This is a genomic window from Clostridium sp. AN503 (assembly GCF_040719375.1).
In the GTDB taxonomy this organism is placed as follows: domain Bacteria; phylum Bacillota; class Clostridia; order Lachnospirales; family Lachnospiraceae; genus Brotaphodocola.
The window spans coordinates 514000-538495 of record NZ_JBFDTP010000001.1 but is presented as its reverse complement, the minus strand read 5'-3'; the positions used below and the strand labels follow the sequence as shown (position 1 = coordinate 538495).

Below are 24496 nucleotides of genomic sequence, written 5' to 3'. Positions count from 1 at the left end.
GTTTTATAATTGTCAAAATCATCCGAATTTCAGTGGGGGTTATGATTACAATGGATCTGAAAATTGTGGATCAGAAGATAATGCTTTGGTAGAAACGGGAGCTGGCAGATGTAGCACATGTGGGTGCAACAGCAATTGCTGCTGTAACCGGGGACCGACCGGTCCTATGGGACCAATGGGGCCACAGGGATGCCAGGGACCAATGGGACCACGTGGGTGTCCGGGGCAGATGGGACCAATGGGACCACGCGGGTGTCCGGGCGCAACAGGAGCCACTGGGCCAGTCGGAGCACCTGGAGCGACAGGAGAACCCGGTCCGACCGGAGCCACTGGAGCCACCGGAACCGCCGGAGTCACCGGTGCAACTGGCTCAACCGGACCCACCGGCCCAACGGGTCCGAGCGGAGCCACAGGAGCCATCGGCTTAACCGGAGCAACCGGGTCAACGGGTCCCACCGGAGCCACCGGCCCAACCGGTGTAACTGGCCCAACGGGTCCAACGGGTCCAACGGGTCCAACCGGCCGCAGCGTCGTCATTCGCTCAACTACAACAGTAGAGCCGGAAGAGGGAGCTCGGGTGATAGATGCGGGTGATGCTAATTTTGCTGTTCTGGACTTTGAAATACCGCGTGGAGCCACCGGAGCCACCGGAGCCACCGGAGCCGCCGGAGCTACCGGAGCCACCGGAGCTACAGGAGCCACCGGAGCTACAGGAGCCGCGGGAGCCACGGGACCTGCCGGAGCCACCGGAGCCACAGGAGCCGCTGGGGCTACAGGAGCTACAGGAGCTGCCGGAGCCACCGGAGCCGCCGGAGCTACGGGAGCCACGGGACCTGCCGGAGCCACCGGAGCCACAGGAGCTGCCGGAGCCACCGGAGCCGCCGGAGCTACGGGAGCCACGGGGCCTGCCGGAGCCGCCGGAGCCACCGGAGCTACAGGAGCTACAGGAGCCGCGGGAGCCACAGGAGCCACCGGCGTTACCGGCCCTACCGGCCCGGAAGGCCCACAGGGCCCGGAAGGATTGCAGGGCCCAGAAGGACTACAGGGTCCGGAAGGACTACAGGGTCCGGAAGGTCCACAGGGTCCGGAAGGTCCACAGGGTCCAGAAGGACTGCAGGGTCCGGAAGGGCTGCAGGGCCCAGAAGGTCCGGAAGGTCCGCAGGGAAGATCGGCAACGATCCGTGTTGGTGCGGTGATAACAGGTGAACCGGGGACACCGGCGGAAGTGATAAACGTTGGTACAGAAGAAGATGCTGTGTTTGAGTTTGTTATACCGCGTGGTGAACCGGGCGGTGGCGGCGGTACGTTGGATGTATTGGCAACAACAGATACTTCAAGACAGTCGCCTCCGGCAGGCGGAGCGCTCTATTATGGCAACAATCCGTTGATAGCCGGCAGCGCCATCACTCACCAGGCAGGATCGACAGATGTTATCATCACTCAGCCCGGGGTGTATCAGGCTACGTTCCACAGCTCCGTATCGGTCAATCCAGGCACGGCTATTCCGGCACAGTTAAGACTTCATCTGAACCTGGATGGAGTACAGGTGGCAGGTGGTGTGGCCAGTACGATCTTCACATCATCTTCGGAACAGGCGAACTTGTCATTCAGCGTTCCGTTCCTTGTGACTAATGTACCGGCAACACTCCAGGTAGTTGTGGACGAAGATGGTTTTACCTTTGATGAGATCGCATTTACTGTTATCCGGCTGGGCGATAATACCGGTGTCAGGATCAGCGGCTAAAATACTATCAAACGAGATTTTAGCAGATACCGTGGATGAAATGGGGCCGCCGGGCAGAATTGCCTGGCGGCTTTGTTGTGAAAAGAGAAGGCCGCCAGACTGGTATGTTTTACGCAAAAGTAAAAAAGAGATGGTAAATCAGCAGTGATTCAGCTACAATAGGAATATATCAGGGCAGGAGGAAAAAAGATGAGTATATTTCGCAAAAAGAGCGCGCCGTTAGAAGAGCAGCCTGCGGATAAATCATTGGCGGAAGAACAGAGGTCAAGAAACGCTGTCTATGAAGAGAAAAAAGAGAGCGACAGCCGGATCTGCTACCGCCATTTAGATGCGCAGTTCCAGCTGGGAAATGAGGGCGTTGTTCTGAAGCTGTATATTGAGAACTTCAAACGCATGAATGAGCTGTTTGGATATGAATATTGTGAGGAGCTGCTGGAGAATATCCTCGGATATCTGGAGGAGATGACGGGCTGTACCGTGTACCGTTATGTGGGTGTGGAGTTTATAATTATCCTGAAGGATTACAGCCAGGGAGATTCAGTCAGGCTTGCAGAGAAGCTGATCCGGCGGTTTGACCATGGCTGGAAGATACAGGATATGGACTGTCTCTGTTCGGTGCAGATCGGGCTTTGCTCCTATCCGGGATATGCGGACAATGCCGGGGATATGATAAAGTGCCTGGACCTTGCCATATCCAGTGCGGCAGAGTCGGGCAGCAACCAGTATGTCATGTATGACAAACAGCTGCACACCCAGTTTCTGCGGCGTCAGGCGATCGCGCGTTATCTGAATACAGCCCTTGACAATGATGAGATCGAGGTACGCTACCGTCTGACCTATGACACCAGGGCAGATAAATTCACACGGGCGGAGATCTATCTGCGCATTTATGTAAAAGGCATAGGCATGGTCGGAAGCGCGGAGTTCCTTCCGGTGGCGGAGGATACGGGACAGATCCGTGCGGTAGAGTTTTATGTGCTGAATAAAGCGGCGGCTATGATCGCCGGGCTTATAAAGGCGGGTAAGGAATTTGAGTCGGTCGCGGTGCCTGTTTCACCGGCCCTGTTCTTACAGGAGGGCTTTCTGGACGAGATATCCCGTCTGATAGAGACCTATGAGATCCCCGCAGGTAAGATGGCGATTGAGATTGACGAATACGCTATGAGCACAGCGTATATGAATATAGCCGTGCTTATGCAGGAGCTGTCTGAGATGGGGGTGGAGGTGATCCTGAACAATTTTGGTTCCGGTTATTCCGGTATCAGCCGGATCTTCGAGCTTCCTGTAGATACCCTTAAATTTGAGCGGATGTTCATCTGGCAGCTGGAGGCGAACCCGGAATCGGAAGCAGTCATTGAAGGTTTGGTACATATTGCCCAGAAGATGGGCAGACGTCTGATCGCGGAAGGGGTGGAGACTGACAGGCAGTTAGATGCCCTGGAGCGGTTTGGCTGTGAGCTTCAGCAGGGATTTTACTATGCGCCTACCATTCCGGAAGAACTGCTGCCGGAGCTGATCGATACCTCCATGGAAGAATCAAGGATCGCGCTGGAGCGTGAAAAAGAAAAATTAAAACGGTAGATGAACGGAGCATGGGGCCTGGCCCACAAAAGCTGCTCCGCCGGACTGCAAAAATAAGAGCTGTGGAGCTCGGATTTGGATCAAAATATCCCAAATCAGAGACTCCGCAGCTCTTTTACGTTTTTTTAACCCAAAGTTATCCGAAATCCGGTAGAAGAAAACCACCAAAATATGGTTTTATGTAGAGGCAGGGAAATAGAAAGAAAACGTGAGAGGAGTTCCTATGCTGGAAATCAGAAATTTAAAAAAATCATATGATGGAAATACGATTCTGCACGACATTAACCTGAATATTGAGGAGGGAGAGATCGTCTCCATCCTGGGACCTTCCGGGTGCGGGAAAACGACGCTTTTAAACCTGATCCTGGGACTGACTGATGCAGATGAAGGGGCTATTTTATTTGACGGCAGGGATTTAACGGCCATGCCCATGGAACAGCGGGGATTTAACATCGTATTCCAGGATTACGCTCTGTTCCCCAATCTGAACGTCTATCAGAATGTTACATACGGGCTTAAAAACAATCCAAAGATCTCTACATCCCAGGAGGTGGAGGAGCTGATCGACCTGCTGGGGCTGCGGGAGCATCTTCACAAGAGGATCGAACAGCTTTCCGGCGGACAAAAACAGAGAGTGGCATTGGCAAGGACCATGGTGATGAAGCCCAAGATCCTGCTGCTGGACGAGCCGCTGAGTGCGCTCGACGGCGTGATCAAAGAGTCGATCAAAGAAAAGATCCGCCAGATCGCCAGGGACTATCGCCTGACAACGATCATTGTCACCCATGACCCGGAGGAGGCCCTGACGCTGTCGGATAAAGTGCTGATCGTAAATGAGGGGCAGATCTCCCAGTACGGAAAGCCGGAGGAGATCATCGAGACGCCCCAAAATGACTTTGTGAAAGAATTTATTTTAAACCAGCTTGTCATCAAAAGGAATCATATCTTCACCCTGTTTAAACAGGGTACAGCGCCCCGGCTGGAAGTGCGGGTGGGGTAAGGGTATGGGGAAGAAAAAAGAACCAGAGATAAAAGGAATATTCCTGGCGGTCACCCTGCTGTTTTTTGCATTCCTGATCCTTCCGATCTGCCGGCTTTTTTATAAATCCTTTGAAAATGGCGGCGGCATTACCTTTAGGAATTACGCGGAGGTCCTGACTGGCAGAGGATTTGCGGAAGCCTTCGGCAATAGTATCTGGATCTCTGTATGCTGCGCCGTGCTGGCAACCCTGCTTGCATTCCTGCTTGCCTATACGATCCACTACAGCAATCTTCCGGCAGGATATAAGGCCCTGATCCGCAGGTGTGCGGTGATACCTATGCTGCTGCCTACCATAACCTATGGCTTTGCCATCATCTATTCCTTTGGCAGGCAGGGGCTGATCACAAAGCTGTTCGGACGGCAGATATTCGATCTGTATGGCTTTTACGGGCTTCTGCTGGGATATTTGATCTACACTCTGCCGGTGTCTTTCCTGTTGGTGTCCAATACGATGGGATATATCGACAAGAAATTCTCTGTCGTTTCGCGGATCATGGGAGACAATCCGTGGCAGACCCTTACAGGAACTGTAGTGCGCCCTCTGCTGGGAACTCTGGCGGCATCCTTTGTGCAGTGCTTTTTCCTCTGTTTTACCGATTATGGCATCCCGGCGTCGGTGGGAGGCCAGTACGAGGTGGCAGCGTCCGTGCTTTACAATGAGATGTTGGGCAGTATCCCCAACTTCAACCGGGGATCCGTGGTGGCGGTGCTGATGCTGATCCCGTCGGTACTGACCATAGCGCTGCTGCATTACCTGGAAAAGTACAATATCCGGTATAATAAGATCTCTGTCATAGAAATACGGAAAAACCGCCTGCGCGACGGGCTGCTGGGCCTGGGAAGCGCGCTGGTGCTTGTGTTGGTGCTGTCGGTGTTTGCTGTTATTTTCCTGGTACCGTTTGTGGAAGAGTGGCCTTATCGGATCAGCTTCACACTGGAGCATTTAGAGAACGTGCTGCGGGATAAAAGCCTGCTGGGAGTATATAAAAACTCTTTGGCGGCAGCGCTTTTAACAGCTCTCTTCGGTTCGCTCACCACCTACGGGGCGGCTCTTGCCACGGCGCGGAGCCGCATGCCGGACCGTGCAAAAAGGGTGATTGAAAATATCTCCCTGATCACCAACACTATTCCGGGCATGGTGATCGGTATTGCATACTTGCTGGTATTTTCCGGGACTTCCCTGCAAAATACGCTGACGCTGATCGTGGTCTGCAATGTCATCCATTATTTTTCCACGCCATATCTGATGATGAAGAATTCCCTGGCAAAGATGAACGCGTCATGGGAGACAACGGCGATGCTGATGGGAGATACCTGGCTTAAGACCATTGTACGCGTGGTGACGCCCAATGCAATGGCGACGATCCTGGAGGTATTTGGCTATTATTTTGTCAATGCCATGGTAACAGTCAGCGCGGTGATCTTCATCGCCGGGGCGCGGACCATGGTGATCACAACTAAGATCAAGGAATTGCAGTATTATACGAAGTATAATGAAATTTTTGTTCTGTCTATTTTTATCCTTATAACGAACCTGGCGGCAAAGACCCTGTTCCACCGTCTGGCAGCAGACCGGAACAAGGGGAGCATCAGACAGAAGACCTGTATCAGAATAAAACAGAATCAGGAGGAGATCATCCTATGAAAACTTTTATAAGAATTGCGGCAGCAGGCATGGCCTGTGCGCTGCTTGCCATGACAGCCCTGACCGGCTGCGGGAAAAAGGAGCAGGAGGTCGTGATCTACACGAATGCGGACGACGAGGCGATCAATGCCATGAAAAAAGCCCTGGACGGCAACGGCTACGAGGGAAAATACATCCTTCAGTCCTTTGGGACCTCGGAGCTGGGCGGCAAGCTTCTGGCGGAAGGGACCGATATCGAGGCGGATATGGTTACCATGAGCTCGTTCTACTTAGACAGCGCCCAGGAGACCAACAACATGTTCAGAAACCTGTCCTTTGAGACAAAACCGCTGGCAGAGTACCCGGCATTCTATACGCCGATCACGGCGCAGGAGGGAGCGGTCATCGTCAACACGGAGGTGCTCAAAGATGATGGACTGCCCATGCCAACATGCATCAAGGACTTGTCTGACCCGGTATACGCCGGCAATGTATCCGTGACGGATATAAAAAGCTCCTCCACGGCGTGGCTGCTGATGCAGGCGCTGGTAAGTGAATATGGAGAGGATGGGGCAGAAGAAGTCCTGGCCGGCATTTATAAAAATGCAGGAGACCATATTGAAAGCTCCGGCTCCGCGCCCTTAAAAATGGTCCGGGCAGGGGAAGTGGCGGTTGGTTTCGGACTGCGACATCAGGCGGTGGCGGACAAGGCGGACGGACTTCCTGTGGACTATGCAGACCCAACAGAGGGTAATTTCTCTTTGACAGAATCCGTGGCTGTGGTGGAAAAAGGGGATAAGACAAATCCGCTGGCGATGGAGATGGCGGAATGTATCATAAAGAACGGCAGGGAAGATTTACTAAAGACCTATCCTCTTCCGGTCTATGAGGGCGAGAGCGGCGATTCCGCCGATCAATCAGCTTATCCGATGATATTCCCTGAAAAGCTGACGGTACAGCTTTTAGAGAAGCATCAGCAGATTTCCGAGAATGCAAAGGCACGGTAAACGAAAACCGGGTAAAAGAAATCAAGACAAGAAAGAGAAACGGAGAAAAAACATGGTACAATATAAATTACTTACCCCTGGTCCCCTGACTACCACGGAGACCGTAAAAAAAGAGATGCTGGTGGATCACTGCACATGGGATGACGACTACAAACAGATCACCCAGTGGATACGGAAAAATCTTCTGGAGCTGGCCGGTGCAGATGAAAAGGAATACACGGTCGTTTTGATGCAGGGCAGCGGGACCTTCGGTGTGGAGTCTGTCCTGACCAGCGCTGTGCCGGAGGATGGCTGCCTTTTGATCGCAGCCAACGGTTCCTATGGGCTGCGCATGGGGGAGATTGCCGCCCATGCAGGGATCAGCCAGATGGTGTATGAGACAGAGTACGACCAGATCCCGGACGCAGGTACGGTTGCCCGGATCCTGGAGGAGAACCCGCAGATCACCCATGTTTCCATGGTGCACAGTGAGACTACTTCCGGCATTTTAAATGATATAGAGTCTGTGAGCCGGGTGGTAAAAGCCGCAGGCCGGACCATGATCGTGGACGCCATGTCAAGCTTCGGCGGCATGGAGATCCCGGTTGGAGAGTGGGGCATTGATTTTATCATCAGCAGTGCCAACAAGTGTATCCAGGGCGTGCCGGGATTTTCTTTCATCATTTGCAGGAGGGATGCGCTGGAGGCATGCCGCGGCAGGGCCAGAAGCCTGTCCCTGGATCTGTATGACCAGTGGAAGTGTATGGAAGCAGACGGAAAATGGCGCTATACCTCCCCGACCCACGTGGTCCTGGCTTTTGCCCAGGCGATCCGGGAGCTTTTAGCAGAGGGCGGTATCCCGGCGCGGCATGACCGGTATGTGAAAAATAACCGGATCCTGATCGACGGTTTAAAAAAGCTGGGCTTCCGGCCCTATGTAGGGGAAATGTATCAGGGACCGATCATCACCACATTTTTCTATCCGGAGCAGAAGAATTACAGTTTCCAGGAGATGTATGACTATATCAAGGAGCGGGGATACGCGATCTATCCGGGTAAGGTGACGGATGCAGAGACCTTCCGGGTGGGGAATATCGGAGAGATCTATCCGGAAGATATGGAGAAGCTTTGCAGGATACTTACTGATTTTTTAAGGGAAAGGGAGGAGATTTGAGTTATGAGATGGGAAGCAGTGATCTTTGACTGGGCGGGTACGACGGTGGACTATGGTTGTTTTGCGCCGGTCCAGACATTTATAGAGGTTTTCCGGGAGTATGGGCTGGAACCGACCATGGAGGAGACCAGAAAACCTATGGGAATGCTGAAATGGGACCACATTAAGACCATGTTGGGAATGGAGCGGCTTCATAATGAGTTTGTACATGTTTATGGCCGGGAACCGGAGGACCGGGATGTGGACGTCATGCATGATTTGTTTATCGGTAAGCTCTTAAAGGTGCTGGACCGTTTTGCAGAGCCGAAGGATTACGTGCTGGAGACGGTGGAGCGCCTTCGGGCCGCGGGGATCAGGATCGGTTCCACCACGGGATACACCGACGAGATGATGGCGATCGTCACCAGGGAGGCAAAAAAGGCAGGATATGCGCCCGACTGTATGTTTACCCCGGATTCTACGGGCCATATGGGGCGTCCGTACCCTTACATGATATTCCGCAATATGGAGGCCCTGGGGATCTCCTCCGTCAAGGCGGTGATGAAGGTGGGGGATACAGTTTCCGATATCCTGGAGGCAAAGAGCGCAGGCGTGACGGCAGTGGGCATCCTGGAGGGAAGCTCCGAGATGGGGCTTTCTAAGGCGGAATGGGAGACGCTTACCGACGCAGAGCGGGAAGAAAAAGCCAGGGAGGTCGAGGCGCGCTACCGGGAAGCCGGCGCAGATCATGTGATCGCGGATATACGGGGAGTGCTGAAACTGGTTGGGCTGGACTGCTAAAAAGACATGAATAAAGAGGTATCATAATGCGGGGCAATATCTCAGGCTGGAAAGATCTGAGATATTGTCTTTTTTGTGAAATTACTGTCCTGGCGTCCGGATGGAAAACCTGTGCGCGGCTGCAAAATGAAGAAACGTGAAATTGCCTTTTGACCGATATTGTGTTATATTTTAGATAGCTGTCGGCAGATTGTCCGACAAAAGAAATGACGAAGGGGAACAATAAAATGAAAGATACCACATTAGTGATCATGGCAGCCGGGATCGGCAGCCGTTTTGGAGGCGGGATCAAGCAGCTGGCGCCGATAGGCCCTGGAGGTGAGATCATCATGGACTATTCGATCCATGACGCGTTAGAGGCAGGATTTAACAAGATCATTTTCATTATCCGCAAGGACTTAGAAAAGGATTTCCGGGAGATCATCGGCAACCGGATCGAGAAGGTGGCCCATGTGGAATATGCATTCCAGGAGCTTTCCGCGCTGCCGGAGGGCTACAGTGTGCCGGAGGGCCGCAAAAAGCCATGGGGTACCGGACAGGCGGTCCTGACCATCAAAGGCATGGTGCATGAGCCGTTCCTGGTGATCAATGCAGACGATTATTACGGCAAAGAGGGCTTTCGGAAGATCCATGACTATATGGTGAATGAGATGGACACGGAGTCCGGCGTGTATGATATGTGCATGGGCGGCTTTATCCTGGAGAATACTTTAAGCGAGAACGGCGCGGTGACCCGCGGCGTGTGTGTGGTGAACCCGGACGGCACCTTAATGGATGTGACGGAGACCTATGATATCGAGTGGAAGGGCAATGGCCTGTACGCAGCTGACGAGCAGGGCAATCCGGTGCTCGTGGACCCGCAGCAGCATGTGTCCATGAACATGTGGGGGCTTCCGCCGGCATTTTTGGAGGAGCTGGAGCGGGGCTTTCCGGAGTTTTTAGACAATATCAAGGATGGCGATGTGAAAGCGGAATATCTGCTTCCGAAGATCATCGATAAGCTGATCAAGAGCGGCAAGGCGACGGTAAGAGTACTGGAGACGCGCGATAAGTGGTTCGGCGTTACCTACAAGGAGGACAAGGAGGCTGTGGTGGCGTCCATCCGCAGGCTTATCGCCGACGGCGTGTATAAGGAGAGATTATATGACTAAGATGGTATCCTGGAATGTCAACGGGCTGCGTGCTGTTGTAGGGAAGGGATTTTTAGATATTTTCCATGAGCTGGACGCAGATATTTTCTGTCTGCAGGAGACAAAGCTCCAGGAGGGGCAGATCGATCTGGACCTGACCGGTTATCACCAGTACTGGAATTATGCTGAAAAGAAGGGATATTCCGGCACGGCCCTGTTTACAAAAGAGGAGCCGATTTCCGTCACCTACGGGCTTGGCATTGAGGAACACGATAAGGAAGGCCGGGTCATAACTGCGGAATTTCCGGAATATTATGTAATTACGTGCTATACGCCAAACTCCCAGAACGAGCTGGCGCGGCTCCCATACCGTATGGAGTGGGAGGACGCGTGGCGCGCCTATTTAAAAGGGCTGGAAGAGAAAAAGCCGGTAATCTTCTGCGGCGACTTAAATGTGGCGCACAAGGAGATTGACTTGAAGAACCCGAAGACTAACCGGAACAACGCGGGCTTTACCGACCAGGAACGGGACAAGTTCACGGCGCTTTTGGAGGCGGGCTTTATCGACACCTGGCGCTATTTCAATCCGGATCTGGAAGGCGTTTATTCCTGGTGGTCCTACCGTTTCAAAGCGAGGGAGAAAAATGCAGGGTGGCGTATTGATTATTTCTGCGTCTCGGAGAGCCTGAAGGACAGGCTTAAGGGGGCTGCGATCCACACGGAGATCTTTGGCTCCGACCACTGTCCGGTAGAACTGGACCTGGAATAAAAGCAACTGGCGTTGATAAAGAAAGAGGTAGGCGAAGGATGGGACAGTATAAGGTAGACAGCAGTGATGACAGGGTGTATTCCATGGGACTTACGAGAATAGAAGGGGGGATCCATATCTCCGTGGCAGCGGCTGCAGATGAATGCAGCCTGCTCCTTTTTCACCCGGAGGCGGCGCATTCCCGGAGGAAGGGAGACCGGAAGGCAGCGGCCAGGATCCCGTTTCCGCCGGAGGGCAGGATCGGCGACGTGTGGGAGATGACCCTGAAAGGGGAAGGCCTGGACGCATTCGAATACGCATTTGAGGCGGACGGAGTGCGGTTTGCAGACCCCTGCGGCCGCGCTTACCGTGGCAGGGAGCAGTGGGGAAGGCTGGAGCAGGCGCATATTCTTCCCACAGTCCCCATCGGACAAAAGCCGTTTGACTGGGAGGGGGACAGGCCCCTTCATATTCCTTATGAAGACTGTATTGTCTACCGCGCCCATGTGAGGGGGCTGACAAAACATGTGTCATCCGGAGTGGAGGGACGCGGCACCTTTGCAGGGATCGCAGAGAAGATCCCCTACTTTAAGGAGCTGGGGATCACTACGCTGGAGCTTCTGCCGACGGCGGAATTCCAGGAGGTGATGATGCCGGAACAGATAGACGGCAATCCCTATGGGCAGACCGAGCCAACCGGGAAGATCAACTACTGGGGATATGCGGATGCATATTATTTCGCTCCCAAGGCATCCTATGCGGGGAAGGGCAAAGACCCGGCCATCGAATTTAAAAAGCTGGTGAAGGCACTGCACAGGGCGGGGATCGAGCTGGTGGCAGAGCTTTATTTTACCGGGAAGGAGCCTCCTTCCTTTGTGCTTGATGTGGTGCGGTTCTGGGTCCGGGAATTCCACGTGGACGGCGTACATCTGACCGGCGGGGCGCAGGTGTGGATGATGGCCCAGGATGCCTATCTGACGGATACCAAACTGTGGGCGTCCTCCTGGGAAGGAGCGCCGGTGGGTGCGGCAGGACAGAAGCATTTGGGCGAGTATAACGACGGCTTCCAGATCGATATGCGGAGGGCGCTCAAGGGCGACGAGGAGCAGATGAACAATCTGGTGTACCGCAGCCGCAGGAACCCGGACAGGTGGGGCGTGCTCAATTTCATTGCCGGGACCAACGGGTTTACCATGATGGATATGGTATCTTATGAGCAGAAGCACAATGAGGCCAACGGGGAAGGCAACCGGGACGGCAGTGATTACAATTATTCCTGGAACTGTGGCGCGGAAGGTCCGGTGCGGAAGAAAAAACTGCTGGAGCTTAGAAAAAGCAGCTCCGCAATGCAGTGCTGATGGTATTTTTAAGCCAGGGAACCCCTCTGCTCTTGGCGGGTGACGAGTTCGGCAACTCCCAGGGCGGCAACAACAACGCTTACTGCCAGGACAACGAGACCTCCTGGCTCAACTGGAACCAGCTAAAGAGCCATGGCGATCTGTATGAATTTGTAAAATATGTGATCGGGTTTCGAAAGGCCCACCCGGTATTCCACATGGAGAAGGAACCCCGGATCATGGACTATCTGGCCTGCGGGCACCCGGATGTTTCCTATCATGGGGTCAATGCCTGGAGACCGGAATTTGAGAATTTCCGCCGCCAGATCGGCATTCTTTACTGTGGAGAGTATGCAAAACGGACGGACGGGACTCCGGACGATTACTTTTTTGTGACCTACAACATGCACTGGGAACCCCATGAGTTTGCGCTGCCTAACCTGCCGAAGGGCCGGAAATGGAAGCTGGCTTTTGATACCAGTGACAGCGCGGCAAACGGATATTACAGAGCGGGAGAAGAACTGGGGCTGGAGAATCAGAAGAAGTATATGGTGCCTTCGCGCTCCATTGTGGTATTCGTCGGAGCGGCAGAGCGTGTGTGAGCCAGGAGGGAGAAGGATGCATTCATTTGAAGAACTGAAGGAAGTGGTGGCGGAGCTTCGCTCGGAGCATGGCTGCCCGTGGGACAGGGAGCAGACCTTTGAGAGTTTGAAACCATATCTTTTGGAGGAGAGCGGGGAGGTATTACAGGCTATCGACAACCACGACATGGAGAATCTTTGCGAGGAGCTGGGGGATGTGCTGTACCAGGTGATGATCCACAGCCGGATCGCAGAGGAGCTGGGATATTTTACCATCCATGATGTGGTGGACGGTGTATGTGAGAAAATGATCCGCAGACATCCCCATGTATTCGGGGATGCGGTGGCTGAAACACCCGAGGAAAGCCTTGCTTTATGGCGGGCCATTAAAAAGCAGGAAAAAGCCAAAAAACCTTGACAAAGTGTAGTAAAACGGATATAAATGATAGAGTACATGAATTTATGAATAGTTACCTGACAGGTGCTATAGACCATTGTAGGAGGAAATGATAATGAACAAGACAGAATTAGTTGCAGCAGTTGCTGAGCAGGCAGGGCTGTCCAAGAAGGATGCAGAGGCAGCAGTAAAGGCATTTACGGATGTAGTATCCGATGCACTGAAGAAAGGCGACAAAATCCAGCTTGTTGGTTTTGGTACTTTTGAGGTATCTGAGAGAGCAGCAAGAGAGGGCAGAAACCCGAAGACCGGCGAGAGCATGAACATCGCAGCCTGCAAGACCCCGAAGTTCAAAGCTGGTAAAGCTCTGAAGGATATGGTAAACGACTAATTTTTATGAGATTAGATAAGTATTTAAAGGTATCCCGTCTGATCAAGCGCAGGACCGTAGCCAATGAAGCCTGCGACGCAGGGCGTGTGCTGGTTAATGACCGTCCCGCCAAGGCATCGGTCAACGTAAAGGCGGGGGATATCATAGAGATCCAGTTCGGGACAAGCTCCGTCAAGGTGGAGGTCTTAGACGTCCAGGAGACAGTCAAAAAGGACGACGCCAAAGAGCTGTACCGCTATCTCTGAGGGATCATATCATAAACTGAAAGACCTTCTCATATACTGAACCAGGTGTTCGTATAGCAGGAGGTCTTTTTGCATGGAAGAAAAAACAGGAATCCGCCCCCACTCATGCCTGATGCAGAACCGTTCTGCAGTCAGCCTGACCGGGGTGCGCGAGGTGGTGTCTTTTGATGAGGGGCAGGTGGTCATGGACACGGATATGGGGCTTTTGACCCTCAAGGGAAAAGAACTGCACGTGAGCCGTCTGACGGTGGAAAAGGGGGAAGTGGATGTGGAGGGGAGTTTGGACAGCCTGACTTATTCTTCCAATGAGGCTTACAGGAAGGCGGGGCAGTCGGTGTTTAGTCGGCTCTTTAAATAAATATCAGAGTTTCCGCATTTTGCGGCGGCGGCAGTCCGGCGGCAGAACCGCAGGTTTTTGTTCCGGTTTCGACCATAAGGAGATGTAAGTATCCGGAATTTTCTTAAAGGCCTGCCAGGAGAAGGGGCAACTCGCTTCGCTCAAACAACCCCTTCTCCTGTCAGAACAGAAAATCCCGGATACTAACATCTCCTAATGGTCTGCAAAGTCACAAAAACCCCGCGGTTCTGCCGCCGGACTGCCGCCGCCGCAAAATGCGGAAACTCCAGCTACGTATGTGGAGTGAGCGGGGAGGAAGTAGCTACGTATGTGGCATGAGTCAGGAGGAAGTAGCTACGGATGTGGCGTGAGCGGGGAGGAAGTAGCTACGGATGTGGCGTGAGCGGGGAGGAAGAAAGCTGGGGATGTGGAGTGAGCGGGAGGAGGGGATGGGGTGAGTCCTAATATTCAGGTCGAGGCTCGGTTGCTGGTGATGAGCGTTGCTGCGGGAGCGGGGTTGATGGCGGTTTATGATGTGCTGCGGGTGTTTCGGTTGCTGGTGCGTCATGGGTGGCTGTGGATTGGGGTGGAGGACTTTTTGTATTGGATATTTTCGGGGTTCGCTACGTTTTACCTTTTGTACCGGGAGAATGACGGGGCGCTGAGGCTGTATGTGATCGGGAGTGTGCTGCTGGCTATGATCGTGTATGACCGGGTGCTCAGCGCAAATTTTTTAAAACTATTGAAAAAGGCTGGAAGATGCTTTAGAATAAAAGCAACAAAGTAACAAGGCAATATGGGTTTATAGAGCTGGTGATTGAATGAAAGTACGCGGAAAGACACGAAGAAAGAAAAAGGACCGCTGGGGCAACCGGCTTGCCATCATCGGGATTACCCTGGTCGTGGGAAGCCTTGCAGTTGTGGTCAATTTAAAGAGTACCTCCATGAGAAAGAAGGATCTGGAGTACCAGGCGAAGGAAGAGGCCCTGGCCAAGCAGGTGGAGCAGGAAAAAGCGCGTGCCAATGAACTGGAAGAGTATCGGGTCTACGTTCAGACCAAGCAATATATTGAAGAAGTGGCAAAGCAGAAGCTGGGACTGGTGAAGCCGGACGAGATTCTGCTTAAACCGGCGCCGAAGAATTAAAGGACAGGCATACAATCCCCTCCTGCCGCATATAATGTGGCTTAGGAGGGGATTGCTGTGTTGAGACGAGTGAAGCGCCGGGATATGGCGGATGTGAATGTATATACGGCAGGCAGATTGAGTGAGATGGCCCGGTCGCTGGGGCTGCTGGCAAAAGCCTGCATGGACAATATGGATGAAGAAAAAGGGCTGACGAAGGACGATGCACTGGCGGCGATGCAGATGTCCGCTGCCATGGTGTGCGGGGAGTGCAGCAGGTGCAATCTTTACAGCGACAGCCAGAAGGAAGATAGTTATTACCTGTATTATCTGCTGAGAGCGTTTGAACAGAAGGGGCATGTGGAATATGAGGACATGCCCCGGCTGTTTCTGGAGACCTGCAGGCGGAAGGAAGACTATATGGCGCAGCTCAACCGCAATCTGGGACGGGCCACCATGAACCTGGAGTGGAAGAACCGCTTCCTGGAGAGCCGGGATACGGTCATGGTGCAGTTCCGGGAGCTGGCGGTGATCCTGGAGGAATTTGCCCATCAGATGGAGCAGGCCACAGATATTACAGCCCAGAAAGAGGAGGCTGTGCGGAGGGTGTTCCGTCTTCACCATATGGTGGTGGAGAATATGCTGCTTCTGGAGTATGAGAATAAGCAGCGGGAGGCATATCTGACCGTGCGGACTACGGGAGGCAAATGTCTCACATCCAAAGATGCGGCGGAGCTTTTTGGACAGGCTGTGGGCAGCGGCAGCTGGTATGCTCCGCCGGATACCCGTGCGCTGGTCACGCGGCAGCCTGCGGTCATCCGTTTTAGTGAGGCGGGGGATTACCGGATGATGTATGGCGTAGCAAGGCTTTCCAAGGACGGGGAGGGCGTTTCCGGCGACAACTACACCTTTTCAGACAGCCTGCCGGGACAGGTGGTCATGAATCTGTCTGACGGCATGGGAAGCGGTGAAGGCGCGGCAAAGGAGAGCCGGAAGGTGGTAGAGCTGACAGAGCAGCTTCTGGAGACTGGATTTTCCGCCAGGGCAGCCCTTAAGATGGTCAATACGATCCTGATGCTGACTGGTGTAGAGCAGCATCCGGCGACGCTGGATCTGTGCTGCGTAGACCTGCATACGGGCGTGCTGGAGGCCATGAAAATGGGAGCGGTCGCCACATTTATCCTGAGCGGCGGAACCGTCGAGGTCCTGGAAGCAGGGGAGGTCCCTGCCGGGGTCTTAAGTTCCGTGGAGCCGGTGCTGCTGTCCAGAAAGCTTTGGGACGGGGACCGGATCGTCATGGTGACAGATGGTGTGCTGGACGCCTGTCCTGGAGAGGACAAGGAGCTGAGCTTAAAGGAATACATAGAAGGGATGACCGTGAAAAGTCCTCAGGATATGGCAGAACGTATCCTGCGTTTTGCCTGTCAGGAAAGCGGAGCAGTGCGGGATGATATGACGGTACTGACTGGGGGGATATGGAGAAGGTGAGGAATAGGGGTTACGATTCAGCGCGGGGGAGTGGGTTGGCCTGCGCCCTCACGGGCGACCGTATCGGGCTGAATCGTAACTGTCCGTCACTGGGGGAGGCGGCGAGGAACGGTGGGGATTTTGGCGCCTTTTTTATGATATGAACTGAACGGTTTGACATTTCCATGCGTTAATATTAGAATGGAAAAAGTTAGAGTTCTATTCGTGCGTCTTTGGCGAAGAAGGTGCATTTAACAAACCGGAGATAGGAGAAAATGAAACTTGAAAAGATATTTTCAGGCGATAGGGATATGGTGTCTGATGATACCTTTGGCTATAGCAAACGGTTGGCTTCGGGAGAATGTCTTAATTTTCCTGGGCGGTTTGGCATTGCCATTAAGTGGGGTGATTTTATGTGCTTGTATATTTGTGACAGCACTCCTTTTAATTCCGAAAATAAAAAATTGCAGGCCGTATGATTATATCGCTTTTGGGACAATGTGGTTTCTTTTAACTAATTTATTTGATTTAAGCTCAGTAATATTGAGTGGAGGAAATCTATCAGACTTCTTAAAGATTTATGATGTTACAACCGGGAACTTATGGGCTGCTGTAGTGATTGTCTCGGCTGTTTCCCCTTATTTGGTATCAAGACTCAGGTGTGATCATTAAAATAAGGGCTGCATGGCCAATCTCTCCACATATGGCGGTTTTTTTACTGGGATCTGGGTTCCAGTATCCAGCGGGCGTTTTGTAGTGCCTGACCATACAAAACCATGATGTTGAACCAGGAACATCATGAAATATGAAATACTGGTTGGATAAGCTGGACCTGACCACAAAATAATGTGATGAGGTGGCGTGAAAATGTCTGCTGTGTTAGAATAGGAGTAATTATTTGGCATAGAATAAGGTTTAGAAAACACTGACTGGATAAACGGAGAGAATTACATGCTGGAGCAGGTGCGGAAGTTTGTGGATGAATATGGTATGCTGGAGCCGGGGGACCGGGTGATCGCAGCAGTATCAGGAGGGGCGGATTCGGTCTGCCTTCTGTCTGTGCTGGCGCGGATCGCGCCGGAGCTGCCGGTTTCTCTGCGTGTGGTCCATGTGCATCACGGGCTTAGAGGGGCGGAGGCGGATCGTGACGAGGCGTATGTGCGGGAGCTTTGCGGCAGGCTTCAGCTGCCTTTTACTTCAGTACACAGGAATGTGGCTGCATATGCCGCCGAGAAGGGGCTCTCCACAGAAGAGGCCGGGAGGATTCTGCGGTATGAGGCCCTGGAGGAAGCAGCAGAAGCGTGGGACGCAGAGGTGGGAACCGGATCGGAGTCCGCAGAGCCGGGGGTGTCGCCGGAGCCGGAAAGGCGCGCGGCGTGTGTCCCGAGGGCGGCGCAGAAGGCGAAGATTGCCATTGCCCATCATCAGGAGGATCAGGCGGAGACCATTCTGCATAACCTGCTCCGGGGGAGCGGGCTTAAGGGGCTTTCCGGTATCCGGCCGGTGCAGGGAAGAAAGATACGGCCTCTTTTGTGTGTGGGGCGCCGGGAGATCCTGGATTATCTGAGCATGGAAAAGATAGGCTGGTGCGAGGATTCCACCAATGCTTCCGGGGATTATACCCGCAACCGGATCCGCGGGCAGCTCCTTCCAATGATGACGGAGCTGGTCAATGTGCGGGCGGTTGAAAATATCCTGCGGGCAGGTACGGTTTTTGCCCAGGCGGACCGCTATATAGAAAAACAGGCGGCGCGGGTGTGGGATGAGGCAGGTGCGAAAACGGCGGCGGTTTCCGCGCAGATCCCCCGGGATGTCTTTTGCCGGCAGGAGGAGATCATCCGGACATACCTGGTCCGCCGGATGTTTGACGAGGTGGCTCCCGGCTGGAAGAATATCACGCACCGCCATTTCAAACAGATATCGGAGCTGGCGTTTAAGCAGGTGGGCAGCAGGCTCGACCTGCCCTGCGGCATGGAGGCGGAGGTTGGATACGATGCTTTGCTGATCCGGCGGAAGCAGGCGGCGCAGCGGCGGGGAACCGGCCGACAAAAGATTCCGGGTTCACCGCCCCAAAACGTCGCAATCGATCCGGAAATCATGAAAATGAGCATATTTTCGCGGGAAAAAGGGATGGAAATTCCCAAAAACCAGTATACGAAATGGTTTGATTATGATAAAATTAAGGGTACGCTGTCTGTAAGAAGCCGGCAGGAAGGGGATTATCTGGTCCTTCCGGGCGGAGGCAAAAAGACTGTGGCCCGGTACATGATTGACGAGAAGATCCCGAGGCAGCAGCGGGGGGAGATTCCCGTGCTGGCGGAAGGTTCTCATGTACTTTGGGTGGCGGGATACCGGATCAGCGAATATTATAAGATTACGGACAATACAGAAACGGTATTGCAGGTAACATATGACGGAGGAGAAAATCATGGAAGATAAGATTCGTGTTTTGCTTTCAGAAGAAGAAGTGAACAGGCGGATCAGCGAGGTTGCAGCGCAGGTCAGCAGAGATTATGAGGGGCGCTGTGTCCATCTGATCTGTGTGTTAAAGGGCGGAGTGTTCTTTACCTGTGAGCTGGCAAAAAGGCTGACCGTGCCGGTGAGCATGGACTTTATGTCTGTGTCCAGCTATGGCGACGATACCAAGTCCAGCGGTGTGGTGCGTATTGTAAAGGACCTTGACGAGTCACTGGCAGGCAAGGATGTGCTGATCGTGGAGGATATCATCGATTCCGGCCGTACCCTGGCTTATCTGATCGAAGTCTTAAAGCAGCGGGGGCCCGCCAGCATCCATCTGTGCACCCTGCTTGACAAGCCGGAACGCCGGGTGAAAAAGCAGGTTAAGGTAGATTATACCTGTTTCGAGATACCGGACGAATTCGTTGTGGGATACGGTCTGGACTATGCGCAGAAATACCGCAATTTACCGTATATCGGAGTAGTAGAGATAGAGCAGCAAGGAGGCAATTAAGTGAGACAACAGACGTATCGTGGTACTGGATTACTGATCATGTTCATGCTGATCATGGCCTGCGTGTGGCTGGTCATGCCGCAGAGAAACCAGGATCAGCTCACCAACCAGCAGTTCATGCAGGTGTTGGAGGACGGGAACATCCAGGAGCTGGTGATCCAGCAGAATGAGCAGACCCCCACCGGAGAGGTAAGGATGGCGCTGTCCGATGGAAGTGTTTATGTAGTGTATGTTTCCGATGTAAAGGAGACTCAGGAGCTTTTAGATTCCAAAGGCGTTGATTATGTTCTGAAGAATGTCCCACAGAACAACTACTGGCTGGGTATGATCCTTCCGGTGGTCCTTTCCGTGGGCGCTGTGATGGTGATCATCTTTATGATGAACATGCGCGCAGGAGCAGGCGGCGGGACCAATGCCAAGATGATGAATTTCGGCAAGAGCCGCGCCCGCATGACCCACAACAGCAATATCACATTTAAAAATGTCGCAGGCCTTCAGGAAGAAAAAGAGGATCTGGAGGAGATGGTGGATTTCCTGCGCAACCCGCAGAAATACACCAGTGTCGGCGCCAGGATCCCCAAGGGCGTTATTCTGGTGGGACCTCCAGGGACCGGTAAGACCCTGCTTGCTAAGGCAGTGGCCGGAGAGGCTGGAGTGCCGTTTTTCAGCATATCCGGTTCGGACTTTGTGGAGATGTTCGTCGGCGTGGGCGCATCCCGTGTCCGCGACCTGTTTGAGGACGCCAAGAAGAATGCCCCCTGTATCGTGTTCATAGATGAGATTGATGCGGTGGCGCGCCGGAGAGGTACCGGCATGGGCGGCGGCCATGACGAGCGGGAGCAGACCTTAAACCAGCTTCTGGTGGAGATGGACGGCTTCGGCGTCAATGAGGGTATCATCGTGATGGCGGCGACCAACCGCGTGGATATCCTGGATCCGGCTATCCTGCGTCCGGGCCGTTTCGACCGTAAGGTAGCGGTGGGAAGGCCGGATGTGAGAGGCAGGGAGGAGATCCTGCAGGTGCATTCCAAGGAAAAACCTCTGGCGGAGGATGTAGATCTGATGCGCGTGGCGAAGACCACCTCCGGGTTTACCGGGGCGGACCTTGAGAACCTGATGAATGAGTCGGCGATCCTGGCAGCAAAGGAGAACCGCAGTTTTATCCGCCAGGAGGATATTGACCGCGCCTTTGTAAAGGTGGGGATCGGTGCGGAGAAAAAGAGCCGCATCATTTCTGAAAAAGAAAAACGGATCACGGCCTATCACGAGGCTGGCCATGCGATCCTCTTCCATGTGCTCCCGGATGTGGGGCCTGTGCACACAGTCTCCATCATTCCGACCGGTATGGGGGCGGCGGGCTATACCATGCCTCTGCCGGGAGATGACGAGATGTTCAACACCAGGGGAAGGATGCTTCAGGATATCATGGTATCGTTAGGCGGCAGGATCGCGGAGGAGATCATCTTCGAGGATGTGACTACGGGAGCCTCCCAGGATATCAAACATGCCACCAAGATTGCCCGTTCCATGGTGACCAAGTACGGCATGTCCGACAAGGTGGGTATGATCGATTACGGCAGCGACGACGATGAGGTCTTTATCGGGCGTGACCTGGCGCATACCAGGAGCTATGGCGAAGGTGTGGCCTCCACGATCGACGGCGAGGTAAAACGCATCATCGATGAGAGCTATCAGAAGGCCAAAGCCATCATCCTGGATCACCGTTCCATTCTGGACCGCTGCAGTGAAATGCTGATGGAGAAAGAAAAGATCGGCCAGGAGGAGTTTGAAAGCCTCTTCGCAGTTTGATATTTCATGAAGAACAATACTACGAAATAATATTTCGTTTAATTTGCATAAAAAGGCATGAAAAATTTGCCCAAGTTTGTGCACACTTATTTTCGGGTTTATGGTACTATAATTAACGTAAACCCCCCAATACATTATATAGTTTTTGCTACACCCCATTAGAAACGAAATACCTTCTCCTGAAAGAGCCAGCTACCCCGCTGGCTCTTTCGCTGTCCGGATGTCCTTATAATAAAAAGGAGTTGTATCTTCCGGGGGAATCGGATAGAATAAAGGTAATGACAACTGAAAGGTAATATCCATTATGTTGGAGGAACAGAATCGTAAAATGAACCGGCAGGCCCTGTTTGCGGACGAGACATCGGATTACCGCATACCGGAGGAGCCGGATGCCGGAGAGCCGGTGAAGCTGCGTTTTCGTACTGCGAAGGCGGATGCGGACCGGGTTTCCTATATCGAAGAAGACAAGAACATTGAGGCTGAGATGACGAAGGTGTCGTCGGATGAGCTTTTTGATTATTATGAATATGTGACCGTGGCGGACAGCGAGCCGCAGCGGTATTATTTTCAGGTGGTGAAGGGCGGCGAGATCTGTTACTTCAACCGTCTGGGCGCAACCATGGACATCCAGAGCTGCTATGCATTCCGCATTACGCCGGGCTTCCACACGCCGGAGTGGGCCAAGGGAGCTGTGATGTACCAGATCTTTGTAGACCGTTTCTGTAATGGAGATACGGACAATGACGTCCAGGAGTGCGAATATGTCTATATTGGCCGGCCGGTGCACAAGGTAGAGGACTGGAATACCAATCCTTCTACGATGGATGTGGGCTGCTTTTACGGCGGGGATCTGCAGGGAGTCTGGGATAAGCTGGATTATCTGCAGTACCTTGGCGTGGAGGTGATCTACTTTAACCCTCTTTTTGTGTCGCCGTCCAATCATAAGTATGACAGTCAGGATTATGACCATATAGACCCTCATTACGGGGTGATCGCGCAGGACGGCGGTGAGAATGTGGCGCCGGATGCGGTTTCCAATGAAAAAGCTACCCGCTATCAGCTCCGCAGCGCAGCGCCGGAGAACCTGGATGCCAGCGATGCATTTTTTGCCCGGTTTATGGAGGAGGTCCATAAGCGGGGGATGAAGGTCATCATTGACGGCGTGTTCAATCACTGCGGTTCTTTCAACAAGTGGCTGGACCGGGAAAAGATCTATATCCGGCAGGGCGGCTATGAGCCTGGGGCATATCTTGAGGCAGACAGTCCCTACCGCACCTTCTTCAAGTTTTACAATGAGGATGCATGGCCGGACAACGGCAATTACGACGGATGGTGGGGCCACGATACCCTGCCCAAGCTCAATTATGAGGATTCCTCCAAGCTGTACGAGTATATCATGAAGATTGCCCGCAAGTGGGTGTCGCCGCCGTTTAATGTGGACGGATGGCGCCTGGATGTGGCGGCGGATCTAGGACACAGCAGTGAGTTCAACCATAAGTTCTGGCGTGATTTCCGGGACAATGTAAAGAGCGCCAATCCAGGCGCCCTGATCCTGGCGGAGCATTACGGTGATCCCAGCAGCTGGCTGCAGGGAGACCAGTGGGACACGGTCATGAACTATGACGCGTTCATGGAACCCCTGACCTGGTTTTTGACCGGCATGGAGAAGCACAGCGATGAATATAATGGAGCCCTGTACGGGGATGGAGTGAGCTTTTTCCGTTCCATGTATTATCATATGAGCCGGATGCAGACCCAGTCTGTGATGGTGGCGATGAACCAGCTGTCCAACCACGACCACAGCCGTTTTCTCACCAGGACCAACCAGATCGTGGGGCGGATCGGTACGGCTGGGGCGGCGATGGCCAGCTTTGGAGTCAATTACGGAGTATTCCGCGAGGCGGTCATGGTACAGATGACCTGGCCGGGAGCGCCGACTCTGTATTATGGTGACGAGACCGGCGTCTGCGGATGGACTGATCCGGACAACCGGAGGACCTATCCCTGGGGCGAGGAGGATTATGAGCTGATCGAATTCCACCGGTATATGGTGGATCTGCACAAGAAGCTTCCGGCACTGCGGCGAGGCTCCTTAAAGCAGCTTGTGGCGGACCGTCAGCTGATCGCTTATGGGCGCACTCGTGGAAGGAACCGCTGCGTCGTAGCGGTCAATAACCGGGGCGACAGCCGTGAGGTGGAGATCCCTGTATGGGAGCTGGGCATCCGGGATGAGGATGTGTTGGAGCGCGTTATGCTGACCAGCGCGGCGGGATACAATGCCGGGCGGATGCAGTACCATGCCCAGGGCGGGATCCTGAAGCTGACACTGGGAGCCAACAGCAGTATTTTGTTGAATACTGGCGTTGAGATTTAAACATCATGCTGTCCGGTCCCCCGCCTGCCGCCGCTGCAAAATGCGGAAACTCAAGTTAAAAATACTTGATTTTTGCATGATGCTGTGATAAGATAAAGCGTGCTTGTTAAAGCCTGTATGGATGGGTTCCCGAGTGGCCAAAGGGGGCAGACTGTAAATCTGTTAGCTGTGCTTTCGGTGGTTCGAATCCACCTCCATCCATGTCTGCCGCAGTGGCGGAACTGGCAGACGCACAGGACTTAAAATCCTGCGGGACTAATCTCCCGTGCCGGTTCGATTCCGGCCTGCGGCATTTCGGCTTTGACAGACGTGCCTTGGTAGCTCAGTTGGTAGAGCAGTGGACTGAAAATCCACGTGTCACTGGTTCGATTCCGGTCCAAGGCATTTTGCAAAAAACACTTGATTTTTTTGCAGAATCATGATAAAATTATTACCGTTCAGCAGAGTATTATAGTATGCTGGCGTATGCGCGAGTGGCTCAGTTGGTGGAGTACGACCTTGCCAAGGTCGGGGTCGCGGGTTCGAGTCCCGTCTCGCGCTCTTTTTATTTGGTTGCCGGAACCTTGATTTTACAAGGAATTCCGGCTTTTTTTGATCTTTTTTACCTGTGTATGGCAGGGTAGAGCAGGAGAGGGTCCGGGGGCTGTCTGCAAG

Annotated in this window: 24 protein-coding genes and 4 tRNA genes; 27 read left to right on the top strand and 1 reads right to left on the bottom strand. The window is 53.3% G+C overall.

Translation table 11 applies throughout. From position 1 onward, the window contains the following. The first annotated feature begins 577 nt into the window (after positions 1-577). The 15 genes from AB1I67_RS02210 to yabP all read left to right on the top strand — a co-directional run bounded on the left by AB1I67_RS02210 (position 578) and on the right by yabP (position 14118). Positions 578-1744, top strand: a complete 1167-nt coding sequence (locus AB1I67_RS02210) for a collagen-like protein (protein WP_367028185.1) — start codon at positions 578-580, stop codon at positions 1742-1744. Between the two features lie 189 nt (positions 1745-1933). Beyond that, a complete protein-coding gene (locus AB1I67_RS02205) occupies positions 1934-3325 on the top strand; it encodes a GGDEF domain-containing phosphodiesterase (RefSeq protein WP_367028184.1) in 1392 nt (463 codons plus the stop codon). Positions 3326-3548: 223 nt separating this feature from the next. Next, the gene (locus AB1I67_RS02200; RefSeq protein ID WP_367028183.1) at positions 3549-4325 is read left to right on the top strand and encodes an ABC transporter ATP-binding protein; all 777 of its coding nucleotides are present in this window, start codon (positions 3549-3551) and stop codon (positions 4323-4325) included. A gap of 4 nt (positions 4326-4329) precedes the next feature. Further along, positions 4330-6012: an ABC transporter permease subunit gene (locus tag AB1I67_RS02195; protein WP_367028182.1), complete on the top strand. Its 1683-nt coding sequence runs from the start codon at positions 4330-4332 to the stop codon at positions 6010-6012. Beyond that, the gene (locus AB1I67_RS02190; protein ID WP_367028181.1) at positions 6009-6998 is read left to right on the top strand and encodes an extracellular solute-binding protein; all 990 of its coding nucleotides are present in this window, start codon (positions 6009-6011) and stop codon (positions 6996-6998) included. The genes AB1I67_RS02195 and AB1I67_RS02190 overlap by 4 nt, the downstream gene beginning before the upstream one ends. A gap of 52 nt (positions 6999-7050) precedes the next feature. Further along, positions 7051-8151, top strand: a complete 1101-nt coding sequence (locus tag AB1I67_RS02185; RefSeq protein WP_367028180.1) for a 2-aminoethylphosphonate--pyruvate transaminase — start codon at positions 7051-7053, stop codon at positions 8149-8151. A gap of 3 nt (positions 8152-8154) precedes the next feature. Beyond that, positions 8155-8931, top strand: coding sequence for a phosphonoacetaldehyde hydrolase (gene phnX, locus AB1I67_RS02180; RefSeq protein ID WP_367028179.1), 777 nt, complete (start codon positions 8155-8157; stop codon positions 8929-8931). A 227-nt stretch (positions 8932-9158) separates the two neighbouring features. Further along, on the top strand, positions 9159-10082 hold the full coding sequence (locus AB1I67_RS02175) for a sugar phosphate nucleotidyltransferase (RefSeq protein WP_367028178.1): 924 nt from the start codon (positions 9159-9161) through the stop codon (positions 10080-10082). Beyond that, positions 10075-10830 carry an exodeoxyribonuclease III gene (locus AB1I67_RS02170; protein ID WP_367028177.1) on the top strand — a complete coding sequence of 252 codons (756 nt, stop codon included), beginning with the start codon at positions 10075-10077 and terminating at the stop codon, positions 10828-10830. Before AB1I67_RS02175 ends, AB1I67_RS02170 begins: the two co-directional genes overlap by 8 nt. 38 nt (positions 10831-10868) lie before the next feature. Beyond that, positions 10869-12167, top strand: a complete 1299-nt coding sequence (locus AB1I67_RS02165; protein WP_367028176.1) for a hypothetical protein — start codon at positions 10869-10871, stop codon at positions 12165-12167. Next, positions 12161-12748: a hypothetical protein gene (locus AB1I67_RS02160; RefSeq protein ID WP_367028175.1), complete on the top strand. Its 588-nt coding sequence runs from the start codon at positions 12161-12163 to the stop codon at positions 12746-12748. The genes AB1I67_RS02165 and AB1I67_RS02160 overlap by 7 nt, the downstream gene beginning before the upstream one ends. Before the next feature lie 16 nt (positions 12749-12764). Further along, positions 12765-13145, top strand: a complete 381-nt coding sequence (locus AB1I67_RS02155) for a MazG family protein (RefSeq protein WP_367028174.1) — start codon at positions 12765-12767, stop codon at positions 13143-13145. A gap of 94 nt (positions 13146-13239) precedes the next feature. Continuing rightward, the gene (locus AB1I67_RS02150; RefSeq protein ID WP_367028173.1) at positions 13240-13515 is read left to right on the top strand and encodes an HU family DNA-binding protein; all 276 of its coding nucleotides are present in this window, start codon (positions 13240-13242) and stop codon (positions 13513-13515) included. 5 nt (positions 13516-13520) lie between these two features. After that, the gene (locus tag AB1I67_RS02145; protein WP_367028172.1) at positions 13521-13760 is read left to right on the top strand and encodes an RNA-binding S4 domain-containing protein; all 240 of its coding nucleotides are present in this window, start codon (positions 13521-13523) and stop codon (positions 13758-13760) included. Positions 13761-13833: 73 nt separating this feature from the next. Next, positions 13834-14118, top strand: coding sequence for a sporulation protein YabP (gene yabP, locus AB1I67_RS02140; RefSeq protein WP_367028171.1), 285 nt, complete (start codon positions 13834-13836; stop codon positions 14116-14118). Between the two features lie 3 nt (positions 14119-14121). Here the strand turns inward: yabP and AB1I67_RS02135 are convergent, their stop codons facing one another. Continuing rightward, positions 14122-14262: a hypothetical protein gene (locus AB1I67_RS02135; RefSeq protein WP_367028170.1), complete on the bottom strand. Its 141-nt coding sequence runs from the start codon at positions 14260-14262 to the stop codon at positions 14122-14124. Positions 14263-14551: 289 nt separating this feature from the next. Between AB1I67_RS02135 and yabQ the strand changes: the two genes are divergently transcribed. The 12 genes from yabQ to AB1I67_RS02075 all read left to right on the top strand — a co-directional run bounded on the left by yabQ (position 14552) and on the right by AB1I67_RS02075 (position 24382). Then, on the top strand, positions 14552-14884 hold the full coding sequence (gene yabQ / locus AB1I67_RS02130; RefSeq protein WP_367028169.1) for a spore cortex biosynthesis protein YabQ: 333 nt from the start codon (positions 14552-14554) through the stop codon (positions 14882-14884). A 34-nt stretch (positions 14885-14918) separates the two neighbouring features. Continuing rightward, on the top strand, positions 14919-15242 hold the full coding sequence (locus AB1I67_RS02125) for a septum formation initiator family protein (protein ID WP_367028168.1): 324 nt from the start codon (positions 14919-14921) through the stop codon (positions 15240-15242). Between the two features lie 57 nt (positions 15243-15299). After that, positions 15300-16709 (top strand): SpoIIE family protein phosphatase, encoded by a 1410-nt coding sequence (locus tag AB1I67_RS02120; protein WP_367028167.1) that lies wholly within the window; start codon positions 15300-15302, stop codon positions 16707-16709. Positions 16710-16963: 254 nt separating this feature from the next. Continuing rightward, positions 16964-17167 (top strand): hypothetical protein, encoded by a 204-nt coding sequence (locus AB1I67_RS02115; RefSeq protein WP_367028166.1) that lies wholly within the window; start codon positions 16964-16966, stop codon positions 17165-17167. A 472-nt stretch (positions 17168-17639) separates the two neighbouring features. Continuing rightward, the gene (gene tilS / locus AB1I67_RS02110) at positions 17640-19127 is read left to right on the top strand and encodes a tRNA lysidine(34) synthetase TilS (RefSeq protein WP_367028165.1); all 1488 of its coding nucleotides are present in this window, start codon (positions 17640-17642) and stop codon (positions 19125-19127) included. Next, positions 19117-19659, top strand: coding sequence for a hypoxanthine phosphoribosyltransferase (gene hpt / locus AB1I67_RS02105; protein WP_367028164.1), 543 nt, complete (start codon positions 19117-19119; stop codon positions 19657-19659). Before tilS ends, hpt begins: the two co-directional genes overlap by 11 nt. A gap of 45 nt (positions 19660-19704) precedes the next feature. After that, a complete protein-coding gene (gene ftsH / locus AB1I67_RS02100) occupies positions 19705-21468 on the top strand; it encodes an ATP-dependent zinc metalloprotease FtsH (protein ID WP_367029133.1) in 1764 nt (587 codons plus the stop codon). A 304-nt stretch (positions 21469-21772) separates the two neighbouring features. Next, positions 21773-23842 (top strand): glycoside hydrolase family 13 protein, encoded by a 2070-nt coding sequence (locus AB1I67_RS02095; protein ID WP_367028163.1) that lies wholly within the window; start codon positions 21773-21775, stop codon positions 23840-23842. Between the two features lie 119 nt (positions 23843-23961). Then, positions 23962-24043: transfer RNA gene (locus AB1I67_RS02090), tRNA-Tyr, on the top strand. Between the two features lie 5 nt (positions 24044-24048). Beyond that, positions 24049-24134 (top strand) — tRNA-Leu (locus tag AB1I67_RS02085). A gap of 19 nt (positions 24135-24153) precedes the next feature. Next, positions 24154-24226, top strand: a tRNA-Phe gene (locus tag AB1I67_RS02080). A gap of 83 nt (positions 24227-24309) precedes the next feature. Further along, positions 24310-24382: transfer RNA gene (locus AB1I67_RS02075), tRNA-Gly, on the top strand. Positions 24383-24496 lie beyond the last annotated feature (114 nt).

What these genes read in the sequence shown, in the direction of transcription:
- AB1I67_RS02205 (WP_367028184.1), top strand. Translation starts at nt 1,934, where the DNA reads ATGAGTATATTTCGCAAAAAGAGCGCGCCGTTAGAAGAGCAGCCTGCG.
- AB1I67_RS02200 (WP_367028183.1), top strand. Translation starts at nt 3,549, where the DNA reads ATGCTGGAAATCAGAAATTTAAAAAAATCATATGATGGAAATACGATT.
- AB1I67_RS02195 (WP_367028182.1), top strand. Translation starts at nt 4,330, where the DNA reads ATGGGGAAGAAAAAAGAACCAGAGATAAAAGGAATATTCCTGGCGGTC.
- AB1I67_RS02190 (WP_367028181.1), top strand. Translation starts at nt 6,009, where the DNA reads ATGAAAACTTTTATAAGAATTGCGGCAGCAGGCATGGCCTGTGCGCTG.
- AB1I67_RS02185 (WP_367028180.1), top strand. Translation starts at nt 7,051, where the DNA reads ATGGTACAATATAAATTACTTACCCCTGGTCCCCTGACTACCACGGAG.
- phnX (WP_367028179.1), top strand. Translation starts at nt 8,155, where the DNA reads ATGAGATGGGAAGCAGTGATCTTTGACTGGGCGGGTACGACGGTGGAC.
- AB1I67_RS02175 (WP_367028178.1), top strand. Translation starts at nt 9,159, where the DNA reads ATGAAAGATACCACATTAGTGATCATGGCAGCCGGGATCGGCAGCCGT.
- AB1I67_RS02170 (WP_367028177.1), top strand. Translation starts at nt 10,075, where the DNA reads ATGACTAAGATGGTATCCTGGAATGTCAACGGGCTGCGTGCTGTTGTA.
- AB1I67_RS02165 (WP_367028176.1), top strand. Translation starts at nt 10,869, where the DNA reads ATGGGACAGTATAAGGTAGACAGCAGTGATGACAGGGTGTATTCCATG.
- AB1I67_RS02155 (WP_367028174.1), top strand. Translation starts at nt 12,765, where the DNA reads ATGCATTCATTTGAAGAACTGAAGGAAGTGGTGGCGGAGCTTCGCTCG.
- AB1I67_RS02150 (WP_367028173.1), top strand. Translation starts at nt 13,240, where the DNA reads ATGAACAAGACAGAATTAGTTGCAGCAGTTGCTGAGCAGGCAGGGCTG.
- AB1I67_RS02145 (WP_367028172.1), top strand. Translation starts at nt 13,521, where the DNA reads ATGAGATTAGATAAGTATTTAAAGGTATCCCGTCTGATCAAGCGCAGG.
- yabP (WP_367028171.1), top strand. Translation starts at nt 13,834, where the DNA reads ATGGAAGAAAAAACAGGAATCCGCCCCCACTCATGCCTGATGCAGAAC.
- AB1I67_RS02125 (WP_367028168.1), top strand. Translation starts at nt 14,919, where the DNA reads ATGAAAGTACGCGGAAAGACACGAAGAAAGAAAAAGGACCGCTGGGGC.
- AB1I67_RS02115 (WP_367028166.1), top strand. Translation starts at nt 16,964, where the DNA reads ATGAAACTTGAAAAGATATTTTCAGGCGATAGGGATATGGTGTCTGAT.
- tilS (WP_367028165.1), top strand. Translation starts at nt 17,640, where the DNA reads ATGCTGGAGCAGGTGCGGAAGTTTGTGGATGAATATGGTATGCTGGAG.
- hpt (WP_367028164.1), top strand. Translation starts at nt 19,117, where the DNA reads ATGGAAGATAAGATTCGTGTTTTGCTTTCAGAAGAAGAAGTGAACAGG.
- ftsH (WP_367029133.1), top strand. Translation starts at nt 19,705, where the DNA reads ATGCTGATCATGGCCTGCGTGTGGCTGGTCATGCCGCAGAGAAACCAG.
- AB1I67_RS02095 (WP_367028163.1), top strand. Translation starts at nt 21,773, where the DNA reads ATGTTGGAGGAACAGAATCGTAAAATGAACCGGCAGGCCCTGTTTGCG.